21 protein-coding genes are annotated in these 26420 nt (G+C 49.0%); 9 read left to right on the forward strand and 12 right to left on the reverse strand.

The window, feature by feature from the left end; translation table 11 throughout:
* Nucleotides 1-66: 66 nt before the first annotated feature.
* The 4 genes from KU855_RS03080 to KU855_RS03095 all read right to left on the reverse strand — a co-directional run bounded on the left by KU855_RS03080 (nt 67) and on the right by KU855_RS03095 (nt 3317).
* On the reverse strand, nt 67-1221 hold the full coding sequence (locus KU855_RS03080) for a tetratricopeptide repeat protein (RefSeq protein WP_218528886.1): 1155 nt from the start codon (nt 1219-1221) through the stop codon (nt 67-69).
* Between the two features lie 48 nt (nt 1222-1269).
* Nucleotides 1270-1617, reverse strand: a complete 348-nt coding sequence (locus KU855_RS03085) for a hypothetical protein (protein WP_218528887.1) — start codon at nt 1615-1617, stop codon at nt 1270-1272.
* A 100-nt stretch (nt 1618-1717) separates the two neighbouring features.
* Nucleotides 1718-2968 (reverse strand): ammonium transporter, encoded by a 1251-nt coding sequence (locus tag KU855_RS03090; protein WP_218528975.1) that lies wholly within the window; start codon nt 2966-2968, stop codon nt 1718-1720.
* Between the two features lie 10 nt (nt 2969-2978).
* Nucleotides 2979-3317 carry a P-II family nitrogen regulator gene (locus tag KU855_RS03095; protein ID WP_218528888.1) on the reverse strand — a complete coding sequence of 113 codons (339 nt, stop codon included), beginning with the start codon at nt 3315-3317 and terminating at the stop codon, nt 2979-2981.
* Nucleotides 3318-3524: 207 nt separating this feature from the next.
* Between KU855_RS03095 and KU855_RS03100 the strand changes: the two genes are divergently transcribed.
* The gene (locus KU855_RS03100) at nt 3525-4067 is read left to right on the forward strand and encodes an isochorismatase family protein (protein WP_218528889.1); all 543 of its coding nucleotides are present in this window, start codon (nt 3525-3527) and stop codon (nt 4065-4067) included.
* Between the two features lie 53 nt (nt 4068-4120).
* Here the strand turns inward: KU855_RS03100 and nrfA are convergent, their stop codons facing one another.
* Nucleotides 4121-5515, reverse strand: a complete 1395-nt coding sequence (nrfA, locus tag KU855_RS03105; protein ID WP_218528890.1) for an ammonia-forming nitrite reductase cytochrome c552 subunit — start codon at nt 5513-5515, stop codon at nt 4121-4123.
* 176 nt (nt 5516-5691) lie between these two features.
* On the opposite strand from nrfA, the gene narQ reads away from it, so the two are divergent.
* Both narQ and KU855_RS03115 read left to right on the forward strand, forming a co-directional pair.
* The gene (narQ, locus tag KU855_RS03110; RefSeq protein WP_371316316.1) at nt 5692-7506 is read left to right on the forward strand and encodes a nitrate/nitrite two-component system sensor histidine kinase NarQ; all 1815 of its coding nucleotides are present in this window, start codon (nt 5692-5694) and stop codon (nt 7504-7506) included.
* Complete coding sequence (locus KU855_RS03115) at nt 7506-8132, forward strand: response regulator (protein WP_218528891.1); 627 nt, start codon at nt 7506-7508, stop codon at nt 8130-8132. The genes narQ and KU855_RS03115 overlap by 1 nt, the downstream gene beginning before the upstream one ends.
* 107 nt (nt 8133-8239) lie before the next feature.
* Here KU855_RS03115 and KU855_RS03120 read toward each other — a convergent pair whose 3' ends face one another.
* The 4 genes from KU855_RS03120 to KU855_RS03135 all read right to left on the reverse strand — a co-directional run bounded on the left by KU855_RS03120 (nt 8240) and on the right by KU855_RS03135 (nt 14593).
* Entirely contained in the window at nt 8240-9838 is a 1599-nt protein-coding gene (locus tag KU855_RS03120; RefSeq protein WP_218528892.1) for an AMP-binding protein, read from the reverse strand.
* Between the two features lie 504 nt (nt 9839-10342).
* A complete protein-coding gene (locus KU855_RS03125) occupies nt 10343-11098 on the reverse strand; it encodes a phosphoadenylyl-sulfate reductase (RefSeq protein ID WP_256260852.1) in 756 nt (251 codons plus the stop codon).
* Nucleotides 11091-12791 (reverse strand): assimilatory sulfite reductase (NADPH) hemoprotein subunit, encoded by a 1701-nt coding sequence (cysI, locus tag KU855_RS03130; RefSeq protein ID WP_218528894.1) that lies wholly within the window; start codon nt 12789-12791, stop codon nt 11091-11093. The genes KU855_RS03125 and cysI overlap by 8 nt, the downstream gene beginning before the upstream one ends.
* A gap of 11 nt (nt 12792-12802) precedes the next feature.
* Nucleotides 12803-14593: an assimilatory sulfite reductase (NADPH) flavoprotein subunit gene (locus KU855_RS03135; protein WP_218528895.1), complete on the reverse strand. Its 1791-nt coding sequence runs from the start codon at nt 14591-14593 to the stop codon at nt 12803-12805.
* A 262-nt stretch (nt 14594-14855) separates the two neighbouring features.
* Between KU855_RS03135 and KU855_RS03140 the strand changes: the two genes are divergently transcribed.
* From KU855_RS03140 to KU855_RS03150, 3 genes are read left to right on the forward strand one after another with little or no spacing between them, the layout of a single operon-like run.
* Nucleotides 14856-16013 (forward strand): Re/Si-specific NAD(P)(+) transhydrogenase subunit alpha, encoded by a 1158-nt coding sequence (locus tag KU855_RS03140; protein ID WP_218528896.1) that lies wholly within the window; start codon nt 14856-14858, stop codon nt 16011-16013.
* Between the two features lies 1 nt (nt 16014).
* The gene (locus tag KU855_RS03145) at nt 16015-16290 is read left to right on the forward strand and encodes an NAD(P) transhydrogenase subunit alpha (protein WP_218528897.1); all 276 of its coding nucleotides are present in this window, start codon (nt 16015-16017) and stop codon (nt 16288-16290) included.
* 5 nt (nt 16291-16295) lie between these two features.
* Complete coding sequence (locus tag KU855_RS03150) at nt 16296-17678, forward strand: NAD(P)(+) transhydrogenase (Re/Si-specific) subunit beta (RefSeq protein ID WP_218528898.1); 1383 nt, start codon at nt 16296-16298, stop codon at nt 17676-17678.
* A gap of 53 nt (nt 17679-17731) precedes the next feature.
* Here KU855_RS03150 and KU855_RS03155 read toward each other — a convergent pair whose 3' ends face one another.
* On the reverse strand, nt 17732-18625 hold the full coding sequence (locus KU855_RS03155; RefSeq protein WP_218528899.1) for a hypothetical protein: 894 nt from the start codon (nt 18623-18625) through the stop codon (nt 17732-17734).
* A 100-nt stretch (nt 18626-18725) separates the two neighbouring features.
* On the reverse strand, nt 18726-20153 hold the full coding sequence (gene hldE, locus KU855_RS03160; protein ID WP_218528900.1) for a bifunctional D-glycero-beta-D-manno-heptose-7-phosphate kinase/D-glycero-beta-D-manno-heptose 1-phosphate adenylyltransferase HldE: 1428 nt from the start codon (nt 20151-20153) through the stop codon (nt 18726-18728).
* 103 nt (nt 20154-20256) lie between these two features.
* Between hldE and lpxL the strand changes: the two genes are divergently transcribed.
* The 3 genes from lpxL to KU855_RS03175 all read left to right on the forward strand — a co-directional run bounded on the left by lpxL (nt 20257) and on the right by KU855_RS03175 (nt 25109).
* Entirely contained in the window at nt 20257-21195 is a 939-nt protein-coding gene (gene lpxL / locus KU855_RS03165; protein ID WP_218528901.1) for an LpxL/LpxP family Kdo(2)-lipid IV(A) lauroyl/palmitoleoyl acyltransferase, read from the forward strand.
* Nucleotides 21196-21210: 15 nt separating this feature from the next.
* Nucleotides 21211-22125, forward strand: coding sequence for a L,D-transpeptidase family protein (locus tag KU855_RS03170; RefSeq protein WP_218528902.1), 915 nt, complete (start codon nt 21211-21213; stop codon nt 22123-22125).
* A gap of 272 nt (nt 22126-22397) precedes the next feature.
* Nucleotides 22398-25109 carry a beta-N-acetylhexosaminidase gene (locus KU855_RS03175; RefSeq protein WP_218528903.1) on the forward strand — a complete coding sequence of 904 codons (2712 nt, stop codon included), beginning with the start codon at nt 22398-22400 and terminating at the stop codon, nt 25107-25109.
* A gap of 208 nt (nt 25110-25317) precedes the next feature.
* Here the strand turns inward: KU855_RS03175 and KU855_RS03180 are convergent, their stop codons facing one another.
* Nucleotides 25318-26268, reverse strand: a complete 951-nt coding sequence (locus KU855_RS03180; protein WP_218528904.1) for a hypothetical protein — start codon at nt 26266-26268, stop codon at nt 25318-25320.
* Nucleotides 26269-26420 lie beyond the last annotated feature (152 nt).

Raw genomic sequence — 26420 nt, forward strand, 5'->3', positions numbered from 1 at the left:
AACATCAATAGATATTTTCACAATCACAGTGAACTGATAAAGTTACTCGCAGTTGTTTATCAGTTTCTAACTGGCAATATTGGCCAAACTGAGTAACTTACCTTGATAAAGATGCCGCTGTTTCTCATCGGCGCTGAGGGCAAGGGCTTTTTGTAAAAACTTTTGAGCCAAACCGGCTTTGCCCTGACTGTGATAACTCTTGGCCAAACCATGATAAAACTCGGGACGATAGTCGGCTTTAGCGAGCGCTTTTTGATACCAATCAATCGCCGCGTTATAACGCCCTTCAGCAAACGCTATTTCGCCCATGTCATAGTAATAAAATGGATTAGCAATCCGAGCTAACTCAATCTTCTTATGGACTTGTGCCCATTCTTCCAGCCGCCCTTGCGAGGCCAACAATATCGATAAATTATGCAAGACACTCATGTCATCAGGCTCAAGCCTAATACCATAGCGATAGGCTTTTTCCGCCTGGGTATCTAATCCTTTTTGCCGATAAATGAGCGCCAAGGTATTCACAGCCATACTCAAATGCGGATCGTGGCGTAAACTCTGTTTGATGAGGCCATAGGCGTTAGCGGTCTGACCGTCAATCAAGGCCTCCGCCGCCAAATTATTATAAAACATGGCTAAGGCGGTAGCTTCACTGACATCGTATTCGCGATAACGACGTATCGAGCGTTCCGGCAAGAAATCCAACACCACGCCACGAGAAAAATTGACCACATTGGCATCTCGCGGCGGGTGTAAACGCACATTAATATGGCCATTGATTAAATAGAACTGCCCCTGTCTATCCCAATGCGGAAGAACTTCTACGACTTGATATGACACTGGAATAGATAAGACCTTGGCCATGCTCGACGCCAAAATCACTAATGACATGCAATTGCCTTGGCGGTTGCTATAGGTTTGCGCGGCGGTTTGGGTCAAATTGCCATTGTATGAAAAATGCCCTTGACTACTGTCGAGTTCATTGGCCAGCCAACGATGCGCCTGGAATCGACTCCCTTGAGTCCGTTGATCACTGCGAAGTTTTTGGCTTAACTCCTGGGTTACTTGGCTATTGAGGGCAAACACCTCGGCCGGGCTCGGCCCGTTATCAACCGTAGGAAACGCCTCATCGGCTAACAAACTGTGCCAAGAGGGCAATGGCGGCTGGCTAGCACACCCAGATAAACCTATGAGTATCCAAGGTAGAAGCAGCAGGTATCTCATGGCAATGTCCTCCATAGTTACTCTTATGACTATAGAGGAAAAAAGCCATTATTGAGAGCCGGAGCTTGGCGGCGAAATCCCGATATATAGCTCTCGTCCTTGGTATTGAAAAGGCCGATAGTAGTGCTGACCACATTGATAATCACGGCCGCCATGACCTTGGTGCCTTGGCTCTGGCCGAGGCGATGGCACTAAAATACAACTGACAGGCAACGCCTGTAATATGCGAATTTGCTGCTCGTTGGCTAAGGTTTGTTGCCACGCTTTTTGCTCTTTAAATGCATCCCGCACGGCAAACGCATCAAAAGGCTCACGGCTATCTCTAACGATGACAGTACCAGCCATGCCTTGAGGCGCGGCCACCAGCACTAACATTAAGGCCCATAATCTTGCCATCGCCACCACTCCCTACGTTTAACAGACATATGTTTAACAGACCAAAAAGCAGCCATTTGGCTGCCTTTTACGTTAACAAAACCCTCTGCTTGAGTGTAGGTTAATTTGCATTTCTCACCGAGACAAATTCAGGATAGGCATCGATACCACAATCGGAAACATCCATACCATTATATTCTTCTTCCTCTGTCACCCGGATCCCTAAGGTCAATTTCAGCACCAACCACACCACCAATGAGCAGCCAAACACCCAGGCAAAAATGATGCCCGCACCAAATAACTGTTTCACTAAGCTGGCATCAGGATTGGAGAGCGGGACTAACATCAAGCCTAAAATACCGGCGGAACCGTGGACAGAAATCGCGCCAACGGGATCATCAATTTTAAGGCGGTCGAGTCCCACAATCGAGAATACGACTAAACCGCCACTGACAGCACCGATGCACGCGGCCAACACTAACGAAGGTGACAGAGGATCAGCCGTTATCGCCACCAGGCCAGCTAAAGCACCATTTAAGATCATGGTTAAATCCGCCTTGCCCCACACCATCTTGCACACTAATAAGGCCGCGATAGCACCACTGGCGGCAGCAGAGTTAGTATTGACGAAGATGGTCGCCACTGCCGATGCATTTTCGACATCACTAATGGCCAGCTGAGAGCCACCGTTAAAGCCAAACCAGCCCATCCATAAAATAAACGTTCCTAAGGTCGCTAACGGTAAATTAGAGCCCGGAATAGGATTGACTTGACCATTGGCCCCGTATTTCCCCTTGCGAGCACCGAGCAATAATACCCCGGCTAATGCGGCTGAAGCCCCGGCCATATGGACGATACCACTGCCAGCAAAATCCACAAATCCTGCCTCAGCTAAAAAGCCCTTGCCCCAAGTCCAATAGCCTTCAACCGGATAGATAAAGCCGGTTAGCACCACGCAAAACGCTAAGAATGACCACAGCTTCATGCGCTCAGCCACTGCGCCAGACACGATTGACATGGCGGTGGCCACAAACACTACCTGAAAGAAAAAGTCAGACTCCAATGAATGGCCTAAGTCACCGCTATCTTCGCCAATCAAATGACCCAGTGTGGGCAGCCAACCACCGACACTATTATCGACATACATGATGTTATATCCCACCAACAAAAACATGATGCATGAAATTGAATAGAGACATAAATTCTTAGTTAAAATTTCGGTGGTATTTTTAGAGCGCACTAAACCCGCTTCTAACATGGCAAATCCAGCAGCCATCCACATGACTAACGCGCCTGAGATCAAAAAGTAAAAGGTGTCGAGCGCAAATTTAACTTGAGTAACGCTTAAGTCTAGTTGTGCTAATTCTTCCATCATATCCCCCTTATAAGGCGTCACTGTCAGTTTCACTGGTGCGGATCCGGATCACTTGCTCTAACGAGCTGACAAAGATTTTGCCATCACCAATCTTGCCGGTATGAGCGGCGGCAATGATGGCTTCAATTAAGTGATCGACATTGTCACTACGAGTCGCGACTTCCAGTTTCACTTTGGGTAAAAAATCCACTTGGTATTCAGCGCCACGATAAAGCTCAGTATGTCCTTTTTGACGACCAAAGCCTTTAACCTCAGTCACTGTCATGCCCTCGATGCCAAGGCCTGCAATCGCCTCCCGTACATCATCTAACTTAAACGGCTTAATAATTGCGGTTACCAGCTTCATCCTCATCTCCAATATGATTTTTGATTTGTGATAACCATGCATTTCAATGTTCAGGCCACATCTGCATCCATTTGATTTTTAAAGAAATAGCTTTTTCATGCCCGCAGAAAGTGCGAATATACGCACCAAATACGTGCATTTATTAATCACTTGCACCGACATCGAGCAGAGTGCACACTCACACTAAGTCACTCAAGGAGCAAGGTTATGTTAGAACGAGATAAGTGCGTGTTTGCCTTAATTGATGTTCAGGGAAAATTGGCACAAAGTGTGCGACATTCAAAAGAACTGCATCGGCAATTACATAAATTGATCAGTGCCTGGCCCTTATTTGAGCGCCCGCTACTGTGGGTCGAACAATTACCTGACAAACTCGGACAGACCAGCGAGTCACTCCAAGCTTTATTGAGCGACTATGGACCGGCGATCGCCAAGGGCCACTTCAGCGCCATGGCCAATGAGCAATTTGTACAAGCGTTAAGCGACAGTCATTGTCAGCAGGTTGTGTTGGCGGGGATCGAAACGCATATCTGTGTCTACCAAACTTGCCGAGACTTACTGCAAGCAGGCTTTGAAGTCTTTATTGTGGTGGATGCTATGTCATCACGCAGCAAACAAGATTATCTCGTGGGCATTCAAATGATGCAGGCCATGGGTGCTCAGATCCATACGGTCGAATCGTTACTGTTTGAGCTCCAACATGAAGCCAGCGGTGAACGATTTAAGCAGCTGCTTAACCTGATTAAATAAAAAAACGCCCAGCATCAGCTGGGCGTTTTTAACCTCACTCAATCAGGAGTTGATTAGTAAGTTGCTTCACGCGCCTTAGCTTCAGCATCCCACTTAGGCAACACTTGCTGCTTGAAGGCTTCTTTGTCAGCACGCATCTTGTCCATATCCATTCCCAGCACAGCTTGCGCCTTAGCTTTGGTAGAGATATCTGGGATCGCGATTGGCTGCTTCACCCCTTTGCTTGCTAACAGTTGCGCTAATTTAACCCGAGCATCCGCCGCCTTATCAACCGCCGAGCCTAATACTCGCAGTGCTTCATCTGGGGCATGAGCCGCAACACCGTGCGAAGCAATGGCGTAGTCCCAACGCCATTGGGCGTGACGGATATCTTTCAGGATCGGTGCCATTTCAGCTTCGCTAGCTCCGGCTTCCCAAGCTGCTGCCGCTTCAAAGTGAGCTTGAACTAATTGCTTTTCGGCTTTCAGTTGTAACTCTTTCACATTGTGTTGACGCTCTTTCGTCAGATTTTCCATAAAGGCCTTGTCTTGAGTATGACAAGTACCACAAGTTTCCTCATAACGATCAAACGGGTTACCCACTTTATGGTCGGTAAATTTACGGCCATTTTCAGCGGTCACTCTCGGCATGTGACAGTCGGTACAACTCACATTGTTTTTACCGTGCACACCGGCCATCCAAGTTTCATAACCTGGGTGCTGAGCTTTTAGCATGGGCGTTTTCGATAATGCATGAGTCCAGTCACTGAATTCAATCGCATCGTAATAGGCTTCCATGTCTTCAACCGAGGTGCCTTGATCCCATGGGAACTTCACCCAACCTTTTTTGTCGGCTGTGTTCTCAAAGTAGTATTCAACGTGACACTGAGCACAAACCATTGACTGCTTGTCTTTACGAGAGGCTTCATCAAATGGCATGTCGATAGCGTCTAAGCCACGCTCAGCGAAAGGACGTGATATGCGTAACTTTGGCGAACCTTTTTCATGGCAATCACTACAGCCGATAGAATTAACGATTTCAGCACCGCCACTACCTAGCTTACCTTTGAAGTAACCATCTTCACCTTGCTCTTCTATCATTCTAGGTACATCGGGGCTCTTACAGCTCCAACATGCCATTGGCATTGGACCATCGGTATCTGTCATTGGAGCGCCAGTACGCAAGGTATTGCGTACGTCGGTGACGGCATAAATATGGCCACGGGCTTTGTTGTAATCTTTCGCAAAGCCATAACCGGCCCACAGGATAACTAGATTAGGATCTTGGGCTAAGGCATCGACAATTTCTTCGCTTTCGCTGGTTTGGTGCCAAGTTTCGTACTGATTTTTAAACTTATCTTTGTAAACTTCATTACGAGGTTCGGTTTGGTCGCTTGCCATGGCGCTGGCGGCCATAAAGCAACCAGCCACGAAGGCGTTTAGCGCTCTGGTGTTACCTAATTTCATCATCTTTTGCTCCCGTGCTTTTTTAGTCCACCCTCAAGGTGTCATCTAAGGCAAAAAATAGAGGGAATTACGGAGTAAAAATATACCCCTTAGGGGGTATCCGGAGCTAAACATGCGCTGGATCAAGATCCTAATGTGTCATTGATCACATTTTTTACATTTAATTAACTTGCTTAGCAATGGCTAATATAATCAAAGAGCTAGCTCATAGATTCGCCAACGACTGCTGTGGCCAGTTTTCGCGACTTGCCGTGATTGCCGCCAATGCCTATCCTAGGGCGATATTTATAAAACCTGCGGCCTCAATGAAACAACACAGTCTGACCTCAACCATTGTCAATTTAATGATGGTGCTTATTTTGCTCTCCAGTGGCTTAGCTTGTTTTGCTATTGTCAGCTTGAGTTATAGCCTTGGCGATGCCAAAGCCATTAACGCCTCCGGCTCGTTGCGAATGCAAAGCTACCGCTTGTTATTTTATGCCAATGCCGGCAGTGACAAGGTCCAGTCAAGTATTGATGACTTTGAACAAACCTTACACTCGAAAGAATTACAACAATTAATCGACTGGTCATCGACCAAAGCCCTCGGTGACCAATATGGGTTAGTCATCGACAAGTGGCAAAAAATGAAGCACTTTGCCGCCAATGAGGATTCCAGAAAATACAGTCAATCCTTGCGCAACTTTGTCGACAGCATTGATTTGCTGGTGCTTGAAATGGAGCACCATGCCGAATTTAAACTCAAGGTTTTGGCCATTAGCCAAGTGGTCGGTCTTGGCATGATGTTATTATTGGCCCTATTGGCGGTTCGCTATACCCGCAAGAAAGTTGTCAGGCCCTTACAAGGCATGATGGAGGCTGCTAATGCCATTTCTAAGGGGCAATTTAATGTGCCCATGCCCCAATCTGATTTCATCGAATTAAGCTCACTGGGTCAGGCCCTCTCCAGTACGGCCACCGAATTGTCGGCATTATATCAAGATCTAGAACGACAAGTCGTCGATAAAACCTTGGCGTTAAGTCGCGCCAATAATGAACTGGGTTTTTTGTACGATACCCTTTGGATGTTGCATACCCATAAATTTGATTCTCAAGCCATTGAGCAAGCATTATTTCAGCTCAAAGGGTATGAAGATTTTATCGCCGTGAGCCTCACCATTGATGAAGGCGATCATGTCATTTCCTTGGGCGATGATACCAATGCCAACCAACAGCCGAATTATGACTTTTCGCTGGATTACGAAGGCGTGCAACTTGGCTACCTGCGAGCCACCAGCGAACATCAACCCAACAGCGCTCTACTGACCAACTTTGCCATGATGCTGGCCCGCACCCTGATTTTAAAACGTCTCGACGATAAGCAACAACAATTGGCCTTGCTTGAAGAGCGTGGCACCATCGCCCGTGAGTTACATGATTCCCTAGGGCAATTGTTGGCATTTCTGAAAATACAAATTAGCCTCTTAAGTAAATCTCTTAAGAAAGAAGTGCATAGCGATAAAATCGATATGCAATTGCAGGAAATTAATGAGGGAATTAACACGGCGTATGCGCAGCTGAGGGAGTTACTGTCGACCTTTAGATTAACCATCAGCGATCCTCATTTAGGGAACGCCATTAAAGATATGATTGAGCAACTTCGAACACAAACCGAGGTGAGTATTCAACTCGATTACCAGCTGAAATCTCACCAAATCAATGCCAATCAGCACATTCATATTATTCAGATCACCCGCGAAGCGGTACTCAACGCCATTAAGCATTCGGGGGCTAAACACATTAACGTGACAGCCAGACTCATGGCCAAGCAGGTTAATATCAGCATCGATGACGATGGCATTGGCATAGCGCATGTTCGCGAGCGCGATCACCATTTTGGCCTCGGAATTATGCAAGAACGCGCCGCGAAGTTAATTGGTGTGGTAGAATTTACCACTAATACTTCTGGCGGCACCTGCGTCAGTTTGCGCTTTCCATCTCGGGAGTTTGCTTAATGAGTAAGCCTTATTCAGTCTTAGTGGTTGATGACCATCCCCTATTTCGCCGCGGCATCTGCCAATTGCTGGCGTCGGATGACGATTTTACATTATTTGGTGAAGCGACTGGCGGCTTGGATGCCCTCAATCTATTGCAATCCCAAGAGCCTGAGATCATCTTGCTCGATTTAAACATGAAGGGCATGACCGGACTCGACACGTTAAATGCCATGCGCCAAGAAGGGGTAACTTCCCGGATTGTGATTCTAACGGTATCAGATGCCAAGACTGACGTGGTTAAATTACTGCGCGCTGGCGCTGATGGCTATTTGCTCAAAGACACTGAGCCTGATTTATTGCTGGAACAACTCAAACAGATCATGCAAGGCCATCGAGTGATTAGTGCCTCGGTCAGCGATTATCAATTTGAGCCACTCGCCCCCAATGAAGAAGATTGGATCGCGCAATTAACGCCAAGGGAGTTGCAAATTCTGCAAGAATTGGCCGAAGGGAAAAGCAATCGCGATATCTCTGAGAAGCTACATATCAGCGAGGGCACAGTTAAAGTGCATGTCAAAAATCTATTGCGTAAAGCGAATGCGAAATCGCGCACTGAGATGGCCGTCAGGTACTTGCACCACTAAAGCCATAATCGAAGCGGCCTGATGGACACATAAAAAATGGCAGTAGAGTCGTATAACTCTCTGCCATTGTTAGTGGTTTAGCCCGTTAATACCAGCTCAATCACCGACTAACTTCTAAGCTGGCGCCGCAAAATCTTACCGACGGTACTCTTAGGTAATTGCTCAACAAAGTCGAGAGTCTTCGGCAATTTATAGGCGGTTAACTGGGTCGCACAATATTGTTTGATTTCCGTAGCCAAGGCATCACTGGCCACAACCTCTGGCGTTAATACAATCACGGCTCGCACCGTTTCACCGCTTTTATCGTCACTCACCCCCACCACGGCACATTCTAAAATGCTGGGATGTGAAGACAAAACATCTTCAACTTCATTCGGATACACATTGAAACCAGACACGATAATCATGTCTTTTTTACGATCGACAATTTTATACATACCATTTTCGAGTGCAATCGCGATGTCTCCGGTCTTAAAAAAGCCATTGTCGGTCATCACCGCGGCGGTATCTTCGGGTCGTTGCCAATAGCCTTGCATCACTTGCGGCCCTTTAACCGCGAGCTCACCAGCCTCCCCCATCGCCACTTCATTGTCGTCAAGATCGAGGATTTTCACTTGGGTGTCTAACACCGGCCGACCTATGGTGCCTAACATTTCTTGACCCGGACAGTTAAGTGAGACCACGGGTGACGTTTCAGATAAGCCATAGCCCTCACTGATGGTGCACCCCGTCGTATTAAGCCACAGATCCGATGCCGCCTGTGTTAAGGCTGTCCCCCCTGAAATGGTCACTTTTAAATGACTAAAATCCAACGCTTTAAAATTAGGCTGATGACATAACCCCACAAATAAGGTGTTCAACCCGGCAAATCCTGTGAACGGATACTTTGCCATGGTGTTGATTAAGGCTGGTATATCTCGCGGATTCGGGATCAGCACCGAGCAACCGCCTTGCTCAAAATACACGACCAAATTCAATAAGAAGGCATAAATGTGGTAAATGGGCAGCGGCGCAACAAATACTTCCTCGCCCTTGATAATGCGGTTACCTAAGCGGGCCTCACACTGCAAGGCGTTAGCCAGCAAATTAGCATGACTCAACATCGCACCTTTAGATAGCCCCGTGGTACCACCGGTATATTGCAGCGCCGCTAAGTCAGACTGACCAGTATTGACGGCCTGATATTCAAGCTTAGCGCCTTCGGCAAGCAAGGCCATAAAGGCAATATTTTTCAGCCCAGTTTTTGGCTGAACCTGCTCATCGATTAAATCTAATGGATGAGTCGAAATCACATAAGATATCTCGGTACTGCTGACCACTTTGGCTAAAGTGGGCAACAAATCGGACAGCACCACCAATGCCTTCGCCCCAGAGTTATTAAATTGATGGATCAGTTCGCGCTCAGTGTACAGCGGATTGGTGTTCACCAACACTAACCCGGCACGCAAAGCGCCAAAGGCGGCGATGGCAAATTGGGTAATGTTCGGTAATTGAATCGCGATGCGATCGCCCACGTTAAGATCCGTCTTATGTTGTAAGTAAGCGGCAAAATAACGCGAGTCACGCTCGATTTCACTAAAACTGGTGGATTTCCCAAGGCAAGCAAAGGCAGGTTTATCGGCGTATTTCTGACAAGTTTGTTCGATTAAATCGACTAACGAGCGATAACGGCTGAGTTCCAAAGTTTCGCAGATATCAAAGGGCATAGTGCAATCCATGATGTAGTTATTTTTTAAACAGCATAGGGGGGAAAACAAGATGAGGTCAATGGATTTCCGAGACATTCCCCCGATTGGCATCCACGGCTACCAATCGGGGGGGAAGGATTGACTGCGCCAGCAAGTCAATCAATTCCTTGCAGAGCAAGGAGGGTCTCAGTTAGCACTTGATTTCGAATTAAATTATTGATTAACAAGGCAAATCAAAACGAGTCGCAACTTAATATTTCAACGCATTAATTCACAGCAATCATCCTTGATTGCGATAAAGTGCATCCCAAAACCATCTACGGGAACTTCAGAGTCTATACACACTCATAACCGTGTGCATAACTTTGTGGAAAAAAGTGTACAAAAGTTGTACCAGCGTTAGAGTAACTAATCTAACGTTGTGAATCTATAAGATTAAAGGACTTTAATGTCAGATTAATGACAGTACAAAACTTATCCACATTTAGTACTTTTGTACCACTTAGAAACACAAGAGCATGATTAAATATCAAAGTGCAAACCGCATTCCCGCCCCAAACCATTGAATCGAGTATCTTCTTCTGACATTCCGAGAGTTAATGGCTGACTAGAGTGCCAATCGCCAACCGAGACATAACCTTGCTCCCAAAGCGGATGATAAGGCAAATCATTTAGCTTTAGGTACTCATAAACATCTTTATTGCTCCAATCAACAATGGGCAAAAATTTATAGCGACCCGCTTGCATCGATAATACCGGCAGCTTGGCACGGGTGCTCGCCTGGCTACGACGCAATCCCGCATACCACGTCTGTACTTGATGCTCAGCTAATGCGCGCTCCATCGGCTCAATTTTATTGATCCGATTATAACGATTGAGCCCGTCAGAGCCTTGCTCCCACAACCGGCCAAAACGTGCCTCTTGCCATGCCGGAGACATGCTCGCCCTCACCACACTCAAATTGAGCGACAAGCGCGCTTTAAGCTCATCAATAAATCGATAAGTGTCGGCAAACAAATAACCGGTATCAGTCAGCAATACCGGAATATTTGGCTGTGCTTGTGTCATCATATGCAGCATCACCGCCGCCTGAATGCCAAAACTAGATGACAGCGCCTGATTACCAGGCAAATGAGTTTGCGCCCATCGCACTCTTGCGCTCGCCTCCATTTGCGCCAGCTCTTGGTTGATAGCTTGCAACTCAAGCGCTTGTACATTGGGCGCTTGCGCTGCCAACCATGCTTGTTTTTCAGCATCGTCCCATACTAGATTATTCATGATGAAAATCCCTCGCCGCATCAACCACAGCGTTAACCACTCGACTTCTTACACAGAAATCCCCAAAGCCTTCGTTAGCGTCGGCATTCGCGGCGTACGCGGCAAACAAGCCATCTATAATCGTGAGTATTTGAGTTTCATCAATATTTTCTTGATATAACTTGTTTAACCGAGTGCCACTAAAGTTAGCCCCCAAGTATAAGTTGTAGCGGCCCGGCGCTTTGCCGACTAAACCTATCTCAGCCGCAAATGGCCGCGCGCAACCATTGGGGCAACCCGTCATTCTCACGACAATGGGCAGGGCCGCTAACCCATGCGCTTGCTGCAGCCCGTCTATCTTATCCATAAATTCCGGGAAATAACGTTCGGCCTCAGCCATTGCCAGCGGGCAAGTCGGTAAAGCCACACACGCAATCGAGCGCGCTCGGCTCAGGCTTAATTCATCACGCCATAAACCGTGGACGCGCGCCAATTGCTCTATCCGTGGCTTATCTTGGCTGGCGACCCCGGCAATCATGATGTTTTGATTTGCCGTCATTCTAAAATCACCCTGATGGCAACGGGCAATTTCGCGCATCCCAGTCATCAAGTGGGCTTGATCATTATCAATAATCCGCCCACCCTCAATAAATAAGGTTAAGTGCCATTGACCATCGACGCCCTCAACCCATCCATAGCGATCGCCACGATCCCCAAGCGTGACCTCTCGCGCTGGCGTGAAGGCTTTGCCAGCTCGGCGTTCAACTTCGGCTTTAAAGGTATCAAAACCATATTTATCTATGGTGTATTTCAACCGTGATAATTTTCGGTCCTCACGATTACCCCAATCTCGCTGCACTGTCATTACGGCTTTGGCAAAGGCAAGGGTATCTTCGGCCTCAATAAAACCAAAGTCATCAGCCAAACGCGGATAGGTACGACTGTCCCCGTGAGTGGTACCCATGCCTCCCCCAGCCACTAAGTTAAATCCCACCAAGCGATCGTTATCGGCGACCGCGATAAAGCCCAAATCGTTGGTGTAAACATCGACGTCATTATCTGGCGGCACAGCCACCGCCATTTTAAATTTACGTGGCAGATATGTGCTGCCATACACAGGTTCGACATTGACGTCTTGGTTGGATACCAGTAACTCTTTATCGAGCCAAATTTCTGCATAAGCCTGGGTGTGGGGCAAGAGTTCGTCGGAAAGTTGCTTGGCCCAGTAATACGCTTGTTGATGCAGGCGTGATTGCAACGGATTAGGATTACACATCACGTTACGGTTAACATCGCCGCAGGCGGCAATCGAGTCTAGGGCTTGGCGATCTAATCCTTGGATTAAGGTTTTTAAATTGCGCTTAGGAATACCGTGATACTGAAAGGTTTGGCGCGTCGTTAACCGAATACTGCCAGACTGCGTCAGCTCAGAAGCAATGCGATCCACGGCGAGCCATTGTGCGGGAGTGCACACCCCGCCGGCAACTCGGGCGCGCAACATAAAGCTATACAAGGGCTCCAGCTTTTGCGCCTTACGCTCTAATCTTAAGTCCCTATCGTCTTGCTGATAAAAGCCATGAAATTTGATTAGCTGTTGGTCGCCGTCACTGAAAGCCCCAGTCAGTTGACTCGACAAGCCTTGCTTAATCGTGCCGCGCAAATAATCACTGTCGGCTTTTAAGTATTCATTGATGGCTAATTTAGGTTCGCTCATAACAGGTTTCCTTAGTAAACGTCTTTTTGATAACGTTTTTGACTACGCAAATTATCGACATATTGCTGGGCTTGTTCGGCTGACAAGCCGCCATGGCGTTCCACCAAGGTTAGTAAGGCTTGGTGGACATCTTTAGCCATCCGCTTTTCATCGCCACACACATAAAAATGTGCTCCTTGCTGCAGCCATTGCCACACTTGTTCACCTTGCTCGAGCAGTCGATGCTGCACATAAATTTTGTCGGCCTGATCCCGTGAGAACGCGGCGTCTAAACGAGCCAATACCCCCGATTTGAGATAAGACTGCCACTCGGTTTGGTATAAAAAGTCTTGTTCAAAATGGGGGTTGCCAAAGAATAACCATGCTGTATCAGTGCAACCGGCATTGGCACGTTCCTGCAAGAAGGCGCGAAACGGGGCAATACCTGTGCCTGGACCGACCATGATGATCTTGGTGTGATCATCCGCTGGTAAACGAAAGTTGTGGTTAGGTTCGACATAAACATTGATCGCTTGGCCATGAATGCCACTGGCTAAGAAGTGAGAGGCGCCGCCAAAACGCAACTTGCCTTCACGCTCATCCGCCACCACCCCGACCGTCAAGTGCACTTCAGACTCGACCTCGGCCTGACTCGATGCGATGGAGTAGAGTCGCGGGGTAATATTGCGCAGTGCATCCACCAAGCCTTGTGCACTCGGCTGCACTTGGTAGCGCACTAACACATCGGCCAATTGATGAGAGAGTATAAATGCCCGCATCTGCTGTTTATCTGTGGTCAATGCCATGAGTTCAGCGGCATGACTCAGTTCGGCCAAATAGTGGATAGTGGCTGGCGTGAGTTGAGTCAGCTCTTTGTGCTGCAGCAAGGCCGTCGCTAACGGCAATGATTGACCGTCAATGACCACGGTGTCATCGGCTTTCAAGCCGGTTAATGCGACAATTTCATCGACCAACTCAGGGGCATTATTGAACCACACACCTAAGGCATCACCCGCTTGATAGCTGATTCCTGACTCACCTAAGTCAATTTCGATATGACGAATATCTTTGCTGGAGTGACGCCCGGTAATTTTCTGATTTAACAGCAATTCGGCCTGATAGGGTTGTTGTTTGCTATAGCCAGCAGCGATTGCGGCCATCGGCGTTCGACTGCCTTGGCTTGGCGCGGTGCTGTCATGGGCAAGCGCCGCCAATTGTTCCAGCAGGCCATCTTGCCAACGACGGATGTCATTGTGGTAATCCAGATCGCAATCGAGTCGCGCCATGATTGGCTTGGCACCTAGCGCTTGTAAGCGCTCGTCAAAATCTTTACCTGTTTGGCAAAAGAATTCATAACTGGAATCCCCAAGTGCGATCACCCCGTAATTGAGTTTCTCGAGTTTGGGGGCGCGCTTGGAGGCTAAGTATTGGTGTAATTCGATGGCATCGTCTGGCGCTTCACCTTCACCATGAGTACTGACCACCACCACTAACCAGTGCTCATTTTTTAATTGTCGCACCGAGTAGTCGGCCATCGACACTAATGACACGTCAATCCCTTGCTCCCTAATAGCGGCGGCAAGTTCGGTGGCGACACCGCGACCATTTCCGGTTTGACTGCCATATAACAAGGTTAGCTGCGGGCGCTCAACGCCAACAGCTCCAGGTTCGGTGGTCGCTGGTGCCTGTTGACAGCTGGCGGCAAGATATCCGCTTAACCACGCTTGCTGCAGAGGCGATAACTGCGCCGTCAGCTGACTGACTTGCTCTCTTTGTTTCTCTGACAATAACGGCGTCGGTAGATCTTTTTCTGTTAACAACATAAGCGAACTCGCAACATGAATAATGCGCTAAGCTTATCGGGTCAATAAAAAAGCAAAAAGAATAAAACCTTAAACCTTATTCTATTTTGGAATATACCTAGCGCAAAAACTGCGCTACAAAAGTGTGACCAACTGCAAAGGTTTACTACCACTGTAGGATTAAAACTCAAGTTGCATCATTTTGCGCTTGCCCTAACAGTTAGGCTTGCCACAATAAGTGAATTTTTGTGATGACATCCACAACCTAGATAGAGGTGGTCCTTTGATTATTGGAATAGTGAGAGAAACCCTCGCCACTGAGCGGCGGGTGGCGATGATCCCAGCACAGGTGGCACGACTTGTTAAAAAACAGTGGCTAGTTATTGTAACCAAAGATGCGGGTCAAGCTGCGGGTTTCAGTGACGCTGACTATCTGGCGGTCGGTGCCGAAGTGCGCCCAAGCAACGCCGACGTCAGCCAACATGCCGACATTATTGCCGCCGTGAATGTCCATGGCGATGATCTTATCCGTCTCAGTCAGGAAGCAAAATCTGGCCAAGTCGTTATCGGTATGATGGATCCCTTAGTCAATGCTCAGTCACTCAGCAATATTGCCGCCAGTGGCATTACCACCTTGGCCCTCGAATTAATCCCACGCATTACCCGCGCCCAAAGCATGGATGTGTTGTCGTCAATGGCAACGGTGGCCGGTTATAAAGCCGTGATCTTAGCGGCGCATCGCGCCCCGCGCTTATTCCCGATGTTGATGACTGCCGCGGGAACCTTAAAACCTAGCCGCGTCTTTATCATGGGGGTTGGGGTGGCCGGTTTACAAGCGTGCGCCACCGCTAAACGTCTCGGTGGTGTGGTTGAGGCCTATGACATTCGTCCGGCAGCCCGTGAACAGATTTTATCTGTGGGCGCGAAACCGGTCGAACTCGATCTTGAAGCCGAAAATACTGAAACCGCCGGTGGCTACGCTAAGGAACAAAGCCAAGAGTTTATTGCCAGACAGCAACAAGCAATGAGCAAGGTCCTCGCGGCACAAGACGTCGTGATTACCACGGCCGCTATTCCTGGTCGCAAAGCCCCGGTACTGATCACCAAGGCCATGGTCGAAGCCATGAAACCCGGGACGGTTATCGTCGATTTAGCCGCAGAAACCGGTGGTAACTGTGAGCTGACCCAGGCGGGCGAAGAGGTATTACATCACGGCGTATTGATTTTAGGCCCACGCAATATCGCCTCTAGCGCCGCCAATCACGCCAGCCAGATGTATGGCACTAACCTGTCAAACTTATTGGACTTATTGATCAATAAAGACGGCGAGCTGCAATTAAATCGTGAAGACGAAATTATTCGCGATACTTTAGTGACTCATCAAGGCGCGCTTGTTAACGAGCGTCTTCAAGGGCTATTAACCCCAGCAGGAGAGCAATAACATGGAACTGCTATTACTGATCACCTTATTTGTGGTGGCTGTATTTCTTGGTGTCGAACTGATCACCAAAGTGCCACCCACCCTGCACACACCATTGATGTCGGGCTCCAACGCCATCTCAGGCATTGCCTTAGTCGGGGCGATTTTAGCCGCCGGCAGTGAACAAGGCATTTGGGTTAACGTACTTGGTTTTTTCGCGGTGACCTTGGCCACCATCAATGTGGTCGGCGGCTATATGGTCACTAACCGCATGCTGGCGATGTTTAAGAGGAAGTAAGTTAGATGAATACCACTATTATTTACCTCGCCTATTTAGTCGCGGCCAGTTTATTCATATTAGGCATCAAGGGATTAACTAAACCAAGAACCGCAGTGCGCGGCAACCAATTGTCTGCCATCGGTATGTTGATTGCGGTCGTGGTGACCTTGCTTGATAAGAGCATTATTGATTATCAATGGATCATTGCCGGCCTAGTGGTGGGGAGTGCCATCGGTGCCACTATGGCCACCCGGATTCAAGTCACTTCCATGCCGCAAATGGTCGCCTTGCTCAATGGCTTTGGTGGCGGAGCCTCGTTATTTGTGGCCTTGGCTAATTTTGTTGATCCTACCGCCGCTAACCATATGGTAGCGTTAATCTCAATCAGCGCCACCGTGATTATCGGTGCCGTTACCTTATCAGGCTCGTTTATCGCCTTTGGCAAGTTGCAAGAATTATTGTCCGGCAATCCGATTCGCATCCCGGGCAATAGCGTCATTAATGCCGCCTTGCTCATAGCCAGTGTGGTGTTGTCGGTCATGGTGGTGATCGAACCCAGCAATCATGTGCTGATCTATAGCCTGATGGCGGTCGCCTTGCTGTTAGGGATCTTCTTAGTGCTGCCTATCGGTGGTGCCGATATGCCAGTGGTCATTGCTCTGCTGAACTCCTATTCAGGTATTGCCGCGGCCACCACCGGCTTTATCACAGGCAACACTGTGTTGATTGTGTCGGGTGCCTTGGTCGGTGCATCGGGCATTATTCTGACGCAAATCATGTGTAAAGCCATGAACCGTAGTCTGTTTAACGTCTTGTTTGGGGTGATGGCAGAAGGCGGCGAAACCATAGACGCCGATGAAGTTTATGCGGGTAAAGTGAAATCGACTTCAGCAGAAGAAGTCGCCATGATGCTTGAAACCGCCACCAAGGTCATTATTGTTCCAGGTTATGGTTTAGCCCAGGCCCAAGCACAACATGCTGTTCGCGAATTGGCCAGCGTACTGCAAAAGCGAGGCACTGAAGTGACGTATGCTATCCACCCAGTTGCCGGACGCATGCCAGGTCATATGAACGTGTTATTGGCGGAAGCCGAAGTCCCCTATGAGCAACTGCTCGAAATGGATGAAGCTAATCCTCTGTTTGAACAAACAGATGTCGCCATTGTTATTGGTGCTAACGATGTGACTAACCCGATGGCACGCGAAGATAAAGGCAGCCCCATTTATGGCATGCCAATTCTCAATGTTGATAAAGCGCGCAATGTGATTGTGGTCAAACGCTCATTAAGCCCTGGCTTTGCCGGTTTACCAAATCCACTGTTTGCCATGGATCATTCCTTGATGTTATTTGGTGATGGTAAAAAAGCCATCGTTGAATTGACTCAGAGCCTCAATGAAGCCGACTAATGGTCGGTGATCTTTATCAAAAAGCCGCTCATCCTAGCGGCTTTTTTTATCTATTAATCAATGAATTCTTGTTGTAACTGCGCCAATTCATCCACAGTCAAGAACTGCGCCAAGGTGGGTGATAATAACTGCCAGAGTTGCTCCCGCCGCCAATATAAGTAGCGCGCGAGTTTGGGGCCGCTATGCTCACCAAAACTCTGTTGGGTTAAACTGGCTAATTCATTGAGCTCTCGATGCTTTGGTAAACGCCAACGCAAAGGACTGACACCAATAAAGTCAGCAAAGTCTTGAGCTTGCAGCCATTGCTCTAGCGGCAATTGCGCCAATAGTGGCTGCAATACCGGCACACTCCAATGGGAAACATTGTCAACCGAATCAATCAAGGCGAGATTGCGGCGATGGTATTGCTGCCAGCCAAGAGCCAGATCTCCAAAATGGTGAGCACTGCGCCAAATACTGTAAATATCAGCCAAGGTTTCTTGCTGAGGCTTAGACAACTGGGAAGGTAATACGGCTTGATCTTGCAGATGGGCTATCACTAAATGGCCGGCTTCATGCCACTGACTCATTAAGGCTTGTTGCGCTAATGGCAGTTGCCAATATTGCCCACGACTATAAGCGCTGGCATAGGTTGGCAAGTTCGCAGTGGCCAATAAGATCAGGCCGTAACTTGCCACCGAGTGGTTTGGAAGGGCGTCACCCGCCTCAGCCCCAAGCGTCACCCTCACACTCATGGCACCGTGTTGCCCCAGACTCACCAACAGGCGTGGCGCTGAAGGCAGCGCCTGCTGCCACTGTGCTGGTAATCGCGCTAAACACTCGGCTAATTCACCGGCCTGGCACACCCGCACTTGCTGCTCGAGAAAGGTCGCGCTAGCCAGCGATGGCGTCTGACTGCTGTGGTGAGTCAATGTTAGGTGATTTACCGCCAAACTGGGCCCACTCATGAGCACAGCGGCTAGCACTAGTGTCCATGAGCGGCGCACGCAAAATGCGCTTGCTGGCATCACCAAATGGTGCATCGGGCTCTGGCGGTAAGGCATAGCATTATTGGCGCGCCATAATGCTTTCGATGATTTTGGTGGTCGACACTCCCTCTTCGAAGCACAAGACTTGCACTTGACCACCCGCGGCAATCACTTCGGCCCCTCCGGCAATGTCTTCGACCTTGTAATCGCCGCCTTTAACCAATAAATCAGGCAGTAAACGGGCAATTAATCGCTGTGGTGTATCTTCAGTGAAAGGCACAACCCAATCGACTGAGGCCAAGCCCGCCAAGACCGCCATCCGTCTTTCGGTAGGGTTGACCGGACGGCCTTCGCCTTTCAAGCGTTTCACTGAGGCATCATCATTGACCGCCACGATTAAGCGATCCCCAAGCGCCCGAGCTTGCTGCAAATAGCTGACATGGCCAGCATGCAAAATATCAAAACAGCCATTGGTTAACACCACCCGCTCGCCCCGCAAGCGCGCTTGTTCTAAGGCGTACATCAGCTGATCTTCACTGATCACCCCAAGGCCAGACTCTTGCACCACGGCTAAGGCATTAATCAGCTCAATCCGAGTCACACTCGATGTTCCTAACTTGCCTACGACTATGCCAGCGGCCGTGTTAGCAAGCGCACACGCTTTAGCTAAATCACTGCCGGCGCCTAATGCACAGGCTAAGGTTGAAATCACAGTATCGCCAGCGCCGGTGACGTCATAAACTTCTTTGGCAACCGTAGGAATATGCAGCTCAGGGCCATTGCGAGTGATTAAGGTCATGCCCTTTTCAGAGCGAGTCACCAGCAAGGCGGTAATATCAAAGGCCGTCAGCAAACTTTGCGCTTTAGCGACTAAATCAGCCTCATTGGTCACCTGACCAACCACGGCCTCAAACTCAGACATGTTTGGCGTCAGTAAATACGCGCCACGATAACGACCAAAATCACTCCCTTTAGGATCGACTAATACCTTGACCCCTTGGCTAATAGCTTTGGCAATCAATGCCACGGGATCGTCAATCGCGCCTTTGGCGTAATCGGATAACAACATCACCTGGCAATTTGCCAAATGAGTTTCGGCATGCGCCATCAAGCGCTCGCTATCGGTCTGACTGAACTTTTGCTCAAAGTCCAAACGCAACAACTGTTGATTGCGAGATAACACCCGCAGCTTAGTAATAGTTGGTTTATCAGCAACTTGCTGCCACTGACTGTCGACGCCGACCGTGGCTAATGCGCGCGTTAATATCTCGGCATTATCATCATTACCGGTTAAGCCACACAACACGGCTTGACCACCTAAAGTAGCAATATTCAGCGCGACGTTAGCGGCGCCGCCGGGCCTATCTTCAATCTGCTCGACTTGAACCACAGGCACCGGCGCTTCAGGGGAAATGCGGCCTGTCGGTCCCACCCAATATCTATCTAACATCACATCACCCACGACCAGCACGCGGGCTTGCTCAAACGCTGGTAAGGAATGCTTCATAAGGCTCAATATCTAATTCATAATTAATGCGTAATTGTACCTAATTTTCTCAATAAAATGCGTTAGAATAACGGCTAATTTTTGCCTAACTTGAGAGAATGCTGTGGTCGAACAAGCTCAATTCTCCGCCAAACTCCTACACCCGCGCTTTTGGATCGTGTGGCTTGGGGTTGGTATTGCGAGATTAATCCTGCTCCTTCCCCTACGAATACAGATGAGAATAGGTGCCGCCATCGGCCGCTTTGCCATGAAATTCGTCAAGAGTCGGGTACGGATCGCGCAGCGCAATATTGAGTTATGTTTTCCAGATCTTAGCCCCGCAGCACAAGCCGAATTACTCACACGTAATTTTGAAGAAACCGGCAAAGCCATCTTTGACACGATTAACGCTTGGTGGTGGCCAGACCGTAAAATTCACGCCCATATGCAGATCAAAGGCCAAGAGTATGTGGAAGCAACTCGCGCTGAAGGCCATGGTGTGATTTTATTTGCCGTCCACTGTTTGCCCTTAGAAATGGGCGCTCGTATTTTTGGGCAATTTCAACCCGGCGTCGGCGTTTATCGTCCCCATAACAATGCCGTGATCGAATACCTGCAAGTCAAAGGCCGCCTCCGCTCTAACAAGGGCTTGGTACCCAAGCGCGATATGCGCCAAATGGTACGCTGTCTCAGGGCTACTGAGGTTATTTGGTACACCGCCGACCAAGATTTTGGCCGCTCAAGCGCCGTGTTTATTCCCTTTTTTGCCGTCAAAGATGCCGCGACTATCACCGGTGCCACCACCCTAGCCAAATTGGGACGCGCTAAAGTCCTGCCCTTCTTTGTAGAACGCAATCAGGATGATAGTGGCTATAACATCGAAATAATGGCACCATTAACCGACTTCCCCGGCGACAATGAAGTGAGCGATGCCGACCGCGGGAATCGCATTATCGAGCAAATTATTAGTCGTAATCCGGCCCAATATATGTGGCTTCATCGGCGCTTTAAAACCCGCCCGGATCCCGACTCGCCTTCGCTTTACCGTCAGCACTCAATATAGGATTTACCATAACCCATGTTTAAACATCTTGGTGCCATCTGCAGTCTGTGGCTAGCAATGTCCAGTGCGCAAGTGCTGGCTGTCGACTATGTATTACCCGTCAATGGCGGTAGCTTAGTGGGTGAAAACATCTATTACACTGTGCCTGACGATAAACGCTCGCTCGAAAGCATCGCGGCCGAGTTTCAATTAGGCCTGACTAATATACTGGAAGCCAATCCGGGCCTTGACCCCTATTTGCCAAAACCTGGCAGCACCATCATCATTCCTCACCAGTTAATTTTGCCGAACACCAAGCGCGAAGGCATCGTTATCAACACCGCTGAAATGCGCCTGTATTATTACCCTAAAGGTAAAAACATGGTGCAAGTGCTGCCCATTGGCATTGGCCAAATCGGCCGCGACACCCCGGAAAACTGGACTACTAAGGTCTATCGCAAACGTGCCAATCCCACTTGGACACCGACCGCAAGAATGCGCAAAGAATATGCCGAGCGCGGCGTGATCTTGCCCGATGTTTGGCCCGCAGGCCCAGATAATCCGATGGGATTATTTGCCCTGTATGTCGGCAACCTCTACGCCATTCATGGCACCAATGCCGACTTTGGTATTGGCCTGCGAGTGAGTCAGGGCTGCGTTCGTTTGCGTAATGACGATATCGCCAACTTGTTTGCCGAGGTGCCAGTGGGCACCCGCGTACAATTTATCAATCAGCCGATTAAAGCCAGTATTGAAGCTGGTGATACCCGCTATATCGAAGTGCACCAACCGCTATCGCGCTCAGAAGCCGAGTTTGCCTCTGATGCCGATATTCCCTTGGACATCCCCGCTACGATTAGCGGCATTATTGCCCATAAAAATACTGATTCATTTGCCTTAAAGCGAGCATTAGAAAACCGGACAGGGATACCAATGCGGATCACTCAGTAACCATCGGCCTTGGCTGCTTTTTTAGCAGCCAAGGCATAATTCAAACGCTCCAAGTAAATGCCAGCTCCCAAAACTGCGCCCAAACCATTGGCCAATCATACTGTTACCGACGAGACCACACTGTAAAGCAAACGGTTTTGACGTTAAAACATTGGAAATGAACACCGCAATAATTTAACATCAACCCTTCAGATTGTGGTCGCAATGGAAAATTCGGTCACTGCTTTTCTCGTGGATGCTCATGCCATCAGTGAGATCAACAATGGAGTGTAATGATGCGAAATAGCCTAGTGGCATTGGCGCTGGTGTCGGTGCTAACAGCCTGTTCAAAGGAACCCCCAACTCATCAAGCCGAGCAGCTTGAACCCGCCGCACTCGATAACCAAGCCGCGACCGATGCGCTCGCGCAAGGGCTAAACCTTCAGTATCAAGTGTTCACCAAGCAAGGTAATCATCAGGGACTTAAGTGTCAGCAACTCGGCGCCGAATGGGCCAGTTGCCACACCATTCATCTCAACCTTAGCAGTCAAACGGCCCTGCCCGCCACGCAAGATTGGAGCTTATACTTCCATAGTGTGCGCTTAATCTTGGCGGTGGATCATCCCGACTTTACCGTCACGCGCCTCACCGGTGATTTACACAAGCTCACGCCGACAGCAAGCTTTGCTGGCTTTAATAAAGGGGAAACCATAGCGATCCCCCTCGTGGCTGAGTTCTGGTCATTATTTGAATCGGACTTTATGCCCAGAGCCTACGTGATTGTCGGCGATGCCGAGCCTAGAGTCTTGGCTTCGATGGATACCGAAGTGCTCAGCGATTTTGTTAGCCCTATCACCGCAGATGCTCAGTTACGCACCGCCGATGATGCCAATGTGCCCGCCACAGCACTTAGCCGCTACCACAACAATCTCGATACACAGTTACTGGCAAGCTCGACCATGCGCGGCAAAATTATCCCCACGCCACAATCACAAACATTAGGCCGTGATGACATTCGTCTGACGGCGGGGGTGAACTGGCAAAATCATGCGCTGCCTGCCGAGATGATGGCCGCGGTCACCGCCCAAGCCACAACCTTAGGATTAAGCCAAGGGGAATTCCCTGTCACCATCAAGGTCGATGCCACCGCATTGGCGCCATCAGCGCAAACGGCCGGGGCCTATCAACTCGAAGTCAGTCCGCAAGGCATTGACGTGGTTGGGTTTGATAACGTTGGTGCTTATTATGGCGTGCAGTCGCTATTGAGTGCGATCACCCTCGACGATATGAGCATTGCCACCATGCAAGTGCTTGATGCGCCGCGTTACCCGTATCGCGGCTTTATGGTGGATGTGGCGCGTAACTTCCATTCTAAAGAGGCTATTTTAGGCACCATAGAACAAATGGCTGCCGTTAAGCTCAATAAGTTACATTTGCACCTCACCGACGATGAAGGTTGGCGCCTCGCCATTGACGGCTTACCTGAGCTGACCGACATTGGCGCCAATCGCTGTCACGATTTAAGTGAGCGCCACTGCTTGTTACCTCAGCTAGGTTCAGGCCCCACTAGTGATAATTTTGGCAGCGGTTTTTATAGTCGCGCCGATTACATCGACATTCTGCGCTTTGCCGCTGCCCGCGGCATTGAAGTGATCCCTGAAATCGATATGCCCGCCCACTCACGGGCAGCGGTCATGTCAATGGAAGCCAGATACCAACGCCTGATGGCTGAAGGACAGCCTGAGGCGGCCGATGAGTATCGCTTAATTGACCCACAAGACAGCTCCAATGTCACCACGGTCCAATTTTATGATAAACACAGTTTTATCAATCCTTGCTTAGCATCTTCATCACGCTTTGCCGCCAAAGTCATGACCGAAGTCAAGGCCATGCATCTGGCTGCAGGCGTGCCGTTAACCACCTGGCATTTTGGCGGTGATGAAGCCAAAAACATCAAATTGGGGAATGGCTTCCAAGATAGCAATGCTAAAGATTCTGTCGCCTGGCGCGGCAATCTTGATCTCAGCAAGCAAGACTATCCCTTTGCTAAATCGCCGGTATGCCAACAATTAATTGCCAGCGGCAAGGTCAGTGATGCCGCCCACTTGCCCAGTTATTTTGCTGAAACGATTTCGGCCATGGCCACCGAGCAGGGTATTCCGCAGTTTCAGGCGTGGCAAGATGGCCTAAAATATTCAACGGATGCCAGCGCCTATGACAGCGATGTCATTAAAGTGAACTTTTGGGATTTACTCTACTTTGATGGCGCAAACTCAGCGTATGAATGGGCCCAAAAAGGGTATCAGGTCATTATCTCCAGCCCAGACTATGTTTACTTAGATATGCCCTATGAAGTGGATCCAAAAGAGCGGGGCTATTACTGGGCGACACGCGCCAGTGATGAACGCAAAATGTTTAGCTTTGCGCCAGACAACTTACCCCAGAATGCCGAGACCTCCAGCGATCGTGATGGCAAGGGATTCGATGCTAAAGGCCTAGTGCAAGCGCCAAGTTTCCACGGTCTGTCCGCCCAACTATGGAGCGAAACAGTCAGAACCGACGAGCAATACGAATACATGGTATTTCCACGATTACTCGCTGTAGCCGAGCGTGCGTGGCATCAGGCCAGCTGGGAGTTGCCTTACCAAGTGGGTGTCGAGTTTAACCAAGACAGCCAACGAGTTGATAAGCAGGCGCTCGTGCAGGACTGGACCCAATTTGCCAACCAGCTGGGTCAAAAGCAGCTCCACAAACTCGATAAACATCAAGTGCAATATCGCATCCCCATCCCTGGGGCCATTATCACACAAGGTCAATTACTGATGAACATCAACCTGCCGGGATTACCCCTGCAATACTCACTTAACCACAGTGACTGGCAGGACTATGACGCGCTTACGCCACCAGTCGTGACCGGAAGTGTCTGGGTACGAGCCTTGAGTGCCGATGGCGCTAGGGCTGGGCGCGCGATAACCGTCCACCCGACAGGCAATAACACCCCTTGATGAGCGAGTCACTGCCAGCCTGCTGCCAGTGGCTCACTTGACGCAGGCCTTGGCTTAACGCGGCTTTAGTGTCGACAGCGAGGTTCGCGCTATATGGGTCAAGATAATGGCCACCACCGCTCGGGTGGTGGTGGCCATGCGGGTGCAACATGAGTGGTTACCCAGCACTCAACCCGGATATTGGTGAATGTTGGCGCCAGTGAATGTGCTATTCTGTGGCATAAAAGCTGGGGGGGTAGCAAGTATCTTGCTGACTATCGACGCGGGCCATGCCATCGACTCTAACAGGAAACAAACCCAAGTATTTCTGCACCGGCAGGTAGTTATATTCAGCCTCAGGATTGAGTCGCCATAAATGAGAGCTATTAACTTCGCCGGTGACATTTTGATTTTTAGCAGCAATCAAGATTTCATTGTTTTGATCTAGGCTCGCCCCAGTCACAAAATCAATATTGTGGAAAAACTTTACACTAACCTCAGCATTGGCAGTATTCACAGTAAATACCCGAGTATTAGTCACTAATAGCAATTCATTATCTCTAAAGATAAAGTCGCCCCACGAGGTAAACCCAGAGGAACTGACATTATTGCTCCAGGCCGCCACCACCGTCTGTGTGCCCGTGTTGGGATCTATGGTATAAAAACGGCCACCGTCTGATCCATACAGCACGCCAGTATTAGGATCAAAGGCCATTCTAAAAATCGGGAAGCGAGTATTTCCAACCCAATGATGCGATTGAGTTGCCACATCAAAGTAAGCTAATTGATAAGGCTCATTGGTTTTGGAATGTAAGCCTAATTGCGACAACGCCTCAGGGCTTAAGCCAAGTGAATCTAGATTCTCAAGGTGAAAACTATTGGGGGTGGGCGTGCTGGCGTAATATATACGATCATTCACCTTGTCATAGTCCATCGCCGCTGAACTAAACAATGCCTGCGAATGCAAACTGGCACGGTTGCTAGCGTCAGAGAAGTAACGGGTATTGGTTAAATCTCGTCCTTCATGAATATCAACCAGCAAACCCACGGCTCCTCGGCCAGAATTCATGGTGTAGAGATTACCATCACACAGCTCAATCACCGGTGGGGACTCAGCTTGAAGAGTAAAACTAATCCCAAGCGTGATCATAGCGATTGATAATGACAGAGATGTTCTCATGTGTTCCCCTATATATTAGCAATACTCGCTCAGACACCCCTTCGAGTTAAGGCTGGCATTGATGATGACCAAGTAAATGAATTGATGGTTGATAAAGCAGAAACCGAGTAAATCACATCATCCGTTGACGTTAGCGGTGGCCGAACAGCCCC

Source organism: Shewanella sp. NIFS-20-20, assembly GCF_019209865.1.
GTDB lineage: Bacteria > Pseudomonadota > Gammaproteobacteria > Enterobacterales > Shewanellaceae > Shewanella.